The sequence below is a fragment of the Aeromonas sp. R7-4 genome, from assembly GCF_040908055.1.
Classification (GTDB): Bacteria; Pseudomonadota; Gammaproteobacteria; order Enterobacterales; family Aeromonadaceae; genus Aeromonas; species Aeromonas sanarellii.
Genome location: NZ_JBFODA010000033.1, coordinates 1 through 7,853, shown reverse-complemented (window position 1 = coordinate 7,853; position 7,853 = coordinate 1). Strand labels below are relative to the sequence as shown.

The following is a 7,853-nucleotide window of genomic DNA, read 5'->3' as shown; positions in this document are numbered from 1 at the left end:
CGCACCCTGCAGCAACCTTCTATCTGCGTGCCGAGGGGGAGAGCATGACCGGGGTCGGCATCTTTCCCGGTGACTTGCTGGTGGTCGATAAGAGCCTCACCCCTCGCCATGGTGATGTGGTGATTGCACTACTCGATGGCGGCTTCACGGTAAAGACCTTGCAGCTCAAGCCGAGGTTGCGGCTGTTGCCAGCCAATCCGGCGTTCACGCCTATCGACCCTTGTATGAGCCTCTCCCTGGAGTTGTTCGGAGTGGTCACCCATGTGATTGGCAATCTGAGGCAGCGTGATGGCTATAGCGCTCGTTGATGTAAACAACTTCTACGCCAGCTGTGAGCGGTTGTTTCGCCCTGAGGTGCGTGGCCGCCCGATCGTGGTGCTCTCCAACAACGATGGATGCGTGGTGTCGCGCAGCCCCGAAGCCAAGGCGATGGGTATCAAGATGGCCGGGCCCTACTTCAAGATCCGCGAGCAGTTCGAGGCGCATGGCGGTGTGGCATTCAGCTCCAACTACGCGCTCTATGGAGACATGTCTGGCAGGGTGATGAACACGTTGGAGACCATGTCCCCCGAGCTGGAGGTCTACTCCATTGATGAAGCATTCCTGTCACTGTCGGAGTCGTTTGCCGGTGACCTGACAGCCTATGGACAACAGATCCGGCAGCGAGTGTGGCAGTGGACCGGCCTAACGGTAGGGGTCGGGATTGGTCCCACCAAGACCCTCGCCAAGCTGGCCAACTATGCAGCCAAGAAGTGGCCTGCCACGGGCGGCGTCGTGGACTTGCGTGACGAGCTGCGCCGTGCCCGGCTGATGGCTATCACCCCGGTGAACGAGGTGTGGGGCATAGGACGGCGCTTGGGAGCCAAGTTGGTGGCACAAGGCATCAACACCGTTGCTGACCTGGTGGCTAGCGACGCCAAAGGGTTACGCGCCCAATACGGCGTGGTGGTCGAGCGGATCGTACAGGAGCTGCGTGGCCTGCCTTGCGCAGAGCTGACCGTTGAACCGGCGGCGAAGCAGCAGATCCTCTCGAGCCGTTCCTTTGGTGAGCGCGTGACTGACCGTGGAGAAATGGCCCAAGCGTTGTCAGGCTTTATGGCTCGCGCAGCCGAGAAGTTGCGGGCCGAGGGGATGTGTTGCCAACGGGTGCACCTGTTCGTGCGAACCAGCCCCTTTGACGAACGAGCGCCTTACTACAGTGAGCAGGCTGGCGTCCGGCTGGTCTGCCCTAGCGATGATACCCGGTTGCTGCTGCAGCAAGTGAACGTGCTGCTACCGCAGATTTGGCGCGACGGTTACCGCTATCAGAAGGGGGGCGTCATGCTGAGTGAGTTCACCCCCAAGGGGCAGCAACAGGCCGATCTGTTTGCCCCGTCCTCCGCTCAATCGGATGCGCTGATGGCCGTGATGGACCAGATCAAAGCCAAGGGATTGGGGCGCGTAGGCTTTGCCAGCCAGGGCACTGGGTCGCCTGAGTGGATGATGCGACAAGCGCACCTGAGCCCCTGTTACACCACCCGCTGGGAGGACCTGCCGGTGGCGAGGTAGTCCTGAGTCTGTTAGTTGCGGGGCTAGATGGTTTGGATTTGACCCCATAGATCCAGACACTTTTTCCCGCTTAGGGTTGTGATACCCGACTGCGCAGAAATTCCCGAGGTGAACGTACTCTGATGTCAGATGAACCGTCCTGTTCCAACGTCTTGGATCCACAACTGCCGCGCTGCGCTTGGCTGCTGGCTTGTTCAGTGAGTCGAAAAGATGCCTCCCCTCAAAGCTCAGCTTCTGCTCGAAGAATCCCTGTCCGCATACTTTCCGGAAATGGTGTTCACAGATTCCGGAATCACTGTTCAACTTCACCGGAATACGCAGGGGTAGGAGAAATTGAGCGAGGTGGTGTCTTCCAGAGCCAGCAGGATGTTGAATTGAGCAGCCATGTCGGCTGTACTGGCAAATCCTGCGTCATCTATGTGTTCCGCACGGATAGCGGAGTTTCGCATGAAGCGATAGGCGGCCTCCATGTCAGCGGGAGAGCGGGCCGATTGCATAATGGATTGTCCTACATTTTGAGCCAAGGCGGCGGAGATCCGAACCAGACGGCGAGTCCGACGAGGATCATTCAGCTCGGCATGTGCAAAGAGGGTGTTAGCCCAAAGGTTGGGATCGGTGATGAGCATAGAGCCTTGGCAAAGCTGAGTGTGTCGGAACTCAGATCGTTAAAATCGAAAAAAATTCCCTTGTTCTGAAAAAAACATCCCCACCGAGAAGGGTGGGGAGTTGTGTATAAGAGACAGTTCCCTGGGGGCTCGATGGCGGCATCCCTGCCGCCAACGGTTGGCTCAAAAGGCTATCTCTCCCTCGCTAACTGATTGGCATTGGGCCCGGTGGGCTCGTTATTTCAACACCGGCCAGTAGTCGCGATTGGCCGCCAGCAGATCGTCGAGCAGCCGTTTGGCGACATCGACGGAAGGCACTGTGCGGTTGAGGGTCAGCGCCTGCAGCGCCTTGGTGTAGGAGCCCTCCAGCGCCGCCTCGACGGTGAGCTGCTCATAGGCGTTCTGCTGCACCATCAGCGCCCGCTGGAAGTGGGGCAACTCGCCGACTCCGAACGCCTCGACCCCGTGGGCCGTCACCTGACCGTGTACCTCGACGATGGCATCGGCTGGCAAGCCCGGCACCAGACCGCGGTTCGGCACATTGACCGTGGTGCGGAACGGCTGGTTGGTGAGGATGGCGCGGGCATGGTCGACGATGAAGTCACCATGCACCCCGGCACAGAGGAAGCTGTCGGCGGCGCTGCCGATGGCGATGCAGCGGCGGCACTCGTCGAACACCGACTTCTCGCGGGTATCGATGACCCGGTTGGCGCGGCTGTAGTGCGGGTCTTCGTGGGCCACCATCTCCTCGCCGAAGTAGTAGTACTGCAGGTAGGTGTTGGACAAAAACTCGGGGAACAGGCGCATGCTCTTGCGCAGCCGCTCGAAGGTCGGCACCCAGTCGGCGTTGACGTGCTCATCCTGGAACAGGGTCAGCGGCCGCTCGGAGAGCAGGTGGTCGCGCAACTTGGGCAGCAGATCCTCGCCCTGCGGGTTCCAGATATGGCGCCACCAGCCAAAGTGGTTGAGCCCGACGTACTCGAAGGCCAGATCGGCGTGGCGGTAGCCCAGAGTGGCGGCGACCAGCAGCTCGATGACGATGGGCATGTCGCAGATGAACAGGCTTTTCAGCTCAGGGAAACGCTTATGCCACAGGTCGGCCAGGATGGCGGCCGGATTGGAGTAGTTGAGGATCCAGGCGTCGGGGGCGTAGCGGCGCACATCCTCGCCGATGGCCAGCATGTCGGGGATCGAGCGCAGGGCGAAGGCAAAGCCGCCGGGGCCGCAGGTCTCCTGACCGACCACGCCGTGGCGCAGCGGGATCTGCTCATCCTGTGCCCGCATGGCCAGGCCGCCGCTGCGGATCTGGGCGAACAGAAACTCCATGCCGGTGAAGGCTTCCTGGCGGTCCGTGGTGATGACCAGCTCGACCTCGGGGGCCTTCTCGGCCAGCAACAGACGGATGAAGCCGCCCATGGTAGCGACGCGCTCGGCGTCGTTGTCGAGCAGCACCAGCTTGCGCAGCGGCAGCACATCACGGGCGTTGAGGATGGCGTTGACGATGCCGGGGGTGTAGGTGGCGCCGCCGCCGGCGATGGTGAGATGGTAGCGTTTCATCGGGACTCTCCTGCGGATGGATGAATTTGTTTTTCGTGTTCTCAGCATGAATCGCCCGCGCAGCCTTAACAAATGAGCTTTGGTGGACCATGATTGAGAAAAATTCACCCATGAGGGCGCCATGTCATTTTCCAGCTTCACCAGTCTGCACATCTTCGCCCAAATCGCCGGATGCCTGAGTTTCAAGGAGGCCGCCGAGGCGTTGCACCTGACCCAGAGCGCCCTGTCGCACCGCATTCGCAAGCTGGAGCAGGAGCTGGGCTTCCAGCTGTTCGTGCGGCAGACCCGGCGCATCGCCCTGACACCGGAGGGGGAACGGCTCTATCGCCAGGTCAGTCGCCATTTCGGCTCGGTCTGCCACGAGATCGAGGACATCCGCCACCAGGCGCTGCGCGGTAGCCTGGAGATCGGCAGCACGCCGACCTTTGCCCAGCACTGGCTGGTGCCCCGGCTCAAGGGGTTCTATGGGCTCCATCCTGAGCTCAGCCTGCACCTGAGATCCAAGGGCAGCCGGGTGGATTTTGCCCTGCATCCGGCCGATCTCTGGATCGACTACGGCGATGGCCACTATCCGGGGCTCGACAGCCTGCCGTTGCTGGATGAGGTGCTGATGCCGGTCTGCAGCCCGGCCTATGCCGAGCAGATGGGGCTGCTCGAGGCACCGGAGCGGCTGGCGGCGTGCCTGCTGTTGCATGATGTGGAGTCGATCCCCCAGAGCGATCCGCGCAGCGAGTGGCGCGGCTGGCTGGCGGCCGCGGGTCTCGACGAGGGGAGTTGTCGCCACCACTACAGCTTCACCCACTACGATGCCGCCATCAGCGGGGCTCGCTCCGGTCTCGGCGTGGCCATGGGCCGCTATCAGCTGGCGCGGGATCTGGTGGCCCGCGGCGAGCTCATCTTCCCGTTCGATACCACCTACCATCAGGGATTGGGCTATCACGTGGTGACGCGTCGGGAGTTCGTGGATGTCCCCAAGGTGCGGGCCTTTGTCGACTGGTTGCGGCAAGAGGTGGTCCTGATGGCCGCGCGCTGACTCATCCTGGCGCCTTGCGCAGCAACTCTTCATGCCGGTGTCATGTGACTGTCATCTGACCTGACGGGTGGTACGGCGAGGATCACCCAGCGCCGCCGAAGAGAACACAGATTTAGCCGAGTCAGCCGCACGATGAAGAGCAGAAGTTATCATGATCGTTACTATGTTGGGAGTCACATAGAAGATCAGATCCTGGAAAACGGGAAAGGTTCCGTTCAGGACGCTACTTGTGTATAAGAGTCAGCTGTTCCATGGCTCCAGATGACAAACATGATCTCATATCAGGGACTTGTTCGCACCTTCCCTTATCCGTTCACTACGCCCGTAATTACGTTCACCTTCTACTTTCGAACGCAATTTAAAGAAATACCCGATCCTCTCCAAGAATTTATAAAATTTCTCATTGTGCAGAACTGCATCTCTGCGATCAAATCGATACTCTGCGTCAGGAGGGAAATGCACCAAAGATGCATAATCAGGGTATGCAAGCCTCAATGCTCTGCACCAAGCTTTACGGATACGCGTCGCCATGTTATCCGCATCAAAATTAGAGTAATCACCAAGATAACCGTAGTCATCTCGGTTAAATAGTAGCACCACGTGATAATGAGGGTACTGGCTTGTTACTTGCTCCTTTACCCAGATATAACCCAAGAAGAATCGTTTACCAGTCTGACCCTTACGGTGACGTAACGCCTGAATCTGGCTTTTTAGTGAAGTAAAAAAGCGCGTAATAACCTCTTCCTCTTCTACCTCCGGTGGAAAGCTTGTCGGCATGTCCGGATCATCCATAACTGGTATATGAGGGAAACGCAGATCAACGCGTACAGCAAATACTCGTGGATGTTTATTCAAAAAGTTTGTGATCACCTCCACGGATGTTTTCAACTGCTCAGAGGATATTTCACCATGCTTGGCCTCAGCCACAACTCGCAAGTTTTTTAGCTCGTTGGGCATTAAGTAATACCCAGCTTCAAATTTCATATACGCTCCTATTATTCGAATGGAATATCCATGCCTTGGGGTTAGTGCACTAATCGTCATTAATGAGAGCTGCTACGTAAAATTTTACAGCCAACTGATACTTTGCTCTCTTATCAACCTACTGGGTTGATATACCAACCTGCATTTAGCACTCTGTGCTTTGCACATGCTGCACTATGCCGATGTATACGGCTAATGGCTTGTATCAGATGTACAAGCCCGATGTATATCTGATTGGTATACACGAGTGTATATATCACATGTTCTCGTTGGTATACTCTGTGATACACTCTGACGGTGTATCACTCTCTCCCTCGATATATCTCCTACACCCTCTACCTTGGTATACACCTTGGTGTATATATTACTATTACCGAACTTATCGACCTCCTTAATCACCGGGAAATACGTGATTATTTTAAATAAAACCCCAGTAATACCGGTTATTAAAGCAAGAAAATTACTCTGAACTTAGCTTACCCTCTCCTATCTAGCAGATGCCTTCGAATCAATCCATTCTATTACTTCACTCTGCATCCAAGCGACCGCTCTAGGCCCTAAACGAACGACACCAGGGAACTCCCCTTTGCTCATCAAACGATAAATTGTCGCTTTGGATAGCGTCGTCATTTCCGTGACTTCTTTGAGTTTGATTAGTTTCATTTTTTGGATCCGGCTATTTTTCCATAGCTGGACCAACAATGTTAATATTTACGTTTATAGCTTCTCACATTGCCCCTAAGCCGATTAGCCATGCAGAAGAAACAATCACTAGTTTTCCCAGAGTGCTTCAATGCCACTAAGTAGGTTAGATTGCAGAGCCTGAGCCATGCACTCACAGGTCATCCCGCCAACATAAGCAACAATAAAAGCTTGAAAAATACCATGAAAAATCACACACTAAACGCAACCATAAATCAACACAAAACACTACAATGTAGATTAAGGGAGGGGGTATTATGGCAATTCATGATAATAGTGTGGATGTGCAAGTTTATAAGAAATTAGATGACCCTATTTTTGTGGACTACCTCTGGTATAGAACAGGTCAAATCAATCAAGCTCAAGCTCAAGCTGTAGATACACCACCTCGCCATATACTAATCAAGAATTTAAAAGATGCCTGCAATACTGCTAGTGCTTTTGCTTTTATGCATAACTACAATGTAAGAAATGAACGACCTAATGGACTTGAAAAATGGATTGACACTTTACTGGATGAATTTCACACAAGATGCCTTACAGAAAAACATTATTACTGGCTAGATAATAAAAATACGAGGCTGCATTACTTCACATGGAGATTTTTGAGTCACTTAGGTATATCCATAGAAAAAAAAGACCAACAACTAGAACATAAGTGCGTGTTTTTATTGAGCCCATCAATACTCGATGAAAACATAAAAACGCACACACACACTAATAAAAAATGGAATACTGAAATAAGTACGCAGGATATAACTGCACTTATCAACAGACTACCTTGCAACAAAATAGAAAAGGAAAAATTAGTACGAGCCATATCCAAATCTGCTGAATCAGCAATGAAAAATGATGATGTTAAGTTTTGGCTTAACAAACAAAACAAGGAAAAAACAACATGGCTACACAAATATCTTGAGCATAAAGAAATAGATTATGTCCCATTAGTTTTAAATGGTACATCAGCTCAAAAAGATGATCTTGTTTCATTTTTAGATGTATTAAGCATCACTAATATTGATAGATATAAACTTTTAGTTTCCAACATCAAGAAGGCATGGAGCCAAAAAGTATATCGTGATAAAAATCTAGAAAAGAAACAATACAGCATTAACATGAGTAAAGATATAGGTAATATTCTTGACGAACTAAGCCAAATGGAACAGAAAAATAAAAATACCATCATAGAAGAGTTGATTAGAGAGGCATACTCAAAACGGTGCGCAATATAAAAAATGGACTGAATGATTTAATCATTCAGTCCATCACTAAAAATCATCATAGCCACATTTACTTTCTATTAAAGCTCACCTTCACAACGTTATTAACTGCTGTACAGATCTAGTTATCACCTGACACCGGCCTCAAACCGGTGTCTTGTTTACGCTACTTTAGTGCGCACTTTCTTCGGTATCAATTTCAGA

8 protein-coding genes are annotated in these 7,853 nt (G+C 53.0%); 4 read left to right on the top strand and 4 right to left on the bottom strand.

Annotated features, from left to right (window positions below; genetic code table 11):
• Positions 1 to 308 (top strand): LexA family protein (locus AB5Y72_RS08800; protein ID WP_368198601.1); only part of this gene is annotated, 308 nt, incomplete at its 5' end.
• On the top strand, positions 289 to 1,548 hold the full coding sequence (gene umuC / locus AB5Y72_RS08795; protein WP_368198888.1) for a translesion error-prone DNA polymerase V subunit UmuC: 1,260 nt from the start codon (positions 289 to 291) through the stop codon (positions 1,546 to 1,548). The genes AB5Y72_RS08800 and umuC, both read left to right, overlap by 20 nt.
• Before the next feature lie 305 nt (positions 1,549 to 1,853).
• Here umuC and AB5Y72_RS08790 read toward each other — a convergent pair whose 3' ends face one another.
• Together AB5Y72_RS08790 and AB5Y72_RS08785 are read right to left on the bottom strand one after the other, a co-directional pair.
• Positions 1,854 to 2,174, bottom strand: coding sequence for a transposase DNA-binding-containing protein (locus AB5Y72_RS08790; protein WP_257707472.1), 321 nt, complete (start codon positions 2,172 to 2,174; stop codon positions 1,854 to 1,856).
• Positions 2,175 to 2,390: 216 nt separating this feature from the next.
• Entirely contained in the window at positions 2,391 to 3,710 is a 1,320-nt protein-coding gene (locus tag AB5Y72_RS08785) for a 6-phospho-alpha-glucosidase (protein WP_368198887.1), read from the bottom strand.
• 121 nt (positions 3,711 to 3,831) lie between these two features.
• Here AB5Y72_RS08785 and AB5Y72_RS08780 point away from each other — a divergent pair, with 121 nt between their 5' ends.
• On the top strand, positions 3,832 to 4,743 hold the full coding sequence (locus tag AB5Y72_RS08780; protein ID WP_049636662.1) for a LysR substrate-binding domain-containing protein: 912 nt from the start codon (positions 3,832 to 3,834) through the stop codon (positions 4,741 to 4,743).
• A gap of 276 nt (positions 4,744 to 5,019) precedes the next feature.
• Here the strand turns inward: AB5Y72_RS08780 and AB5Y72_RS08775 are convergent, their stop codons facing one another.
• A complete protein-coding gene (locus tag AB5Y72_RS08775; RefSeq protein ID WP_368198886.1) occupies positions 5,020 to 5,727 on the bottom strand; it encodes an inovirus Gp2 family protein in 708 nt (235 codons plus the stop codon).
• Between the two features lie 486 nt (positions 5,728 to 6,213).
• Positions 6,214 to 6,390 carry an AlpA family transcriptional regulator gene (locus tag AB5Y72_RS08770; RefSeq protein ID WP_076362302.1) on the bottom strand — a complete coding sequence of 59 codons (177 nt, stop codon included), beginning with the start codon at positions 6,388 to 6,390 and terminating at the stop codon, positions 6,214 to 6,216.
• Positions 6,391 to 6,686: 296 nt separating this feature from the next.
• Here AB5Y72_RS08770 and AB5Y72_RS08765 point away from each other — a divergent pair, with 296 nt between their 5' ends.
• Positions 6,687 to 7,661: a hypothetical protein gene (locus tag AB5Y72_RS08765; protein ID WP_368198884.1), complete on the top strand. Its 975-nt coding sequence runs from the start codon at positions 6,687 to 6,689 to the stop codon at positions 7,659 to 7,661.
• Positions 7,662 to 7,853 lie beyond the last annotated feature (192 nt).

Excerpts from the sequence above, each read along its gene's own strand:
- umuC (WP_368198888.1), top strand. The coding sequence starts at position 289 with ATGGCTATAGCGCTCGTTGATGTAAACAACTTCTACGCCAGCTGTGAG.
- AB5Y72_RS08790 (WP_257707472.1), bottom strand. The coding sequence starts at position 2,174 with ATGCTCATCACCGATCCCAACCTTTGGGCTAACACCCTCTTTGCACAT.
- AB5Y72_RS08785 (WP_368198887.1), bottom strand. The coding sequence starts at position 3,710 with ATGAAACGCTACCATCTCACCATCGCCGGCGGCGGCGCCACCTACACC.
- AB5Y72_RS08780 (WP_049636662.1), top strand. The coding sequence starts at position 3,832 with ATGTCATTTTCCAGCTTCACCAGTCTGCACATCTTCGCCCAAATCGCC.
- AB5Y72_RS08775 (WP_368198886.1), bottom strand. The coding sequence starts at position 5,727 with ATGAAATTTGAAGCTGGGTATTACTTAATGCCCAACGAGCTAAAAAAC.
- AB5Y72_RS08770 (WP_076362302.1), bottom strand. The coding sequence starts at position 6,390 with ATGAAACTAATCAAACTCAAAGAAGTCACGGAAATGACGACGCTATCC.
- AB5Y72_RS08765 (WP_368198884.1), top strand. The coding sequence starts at position 6,687 with ATGGCAATTCATGATAATAGTGTGGATGTGCAAGTTTATAAGAAATTA.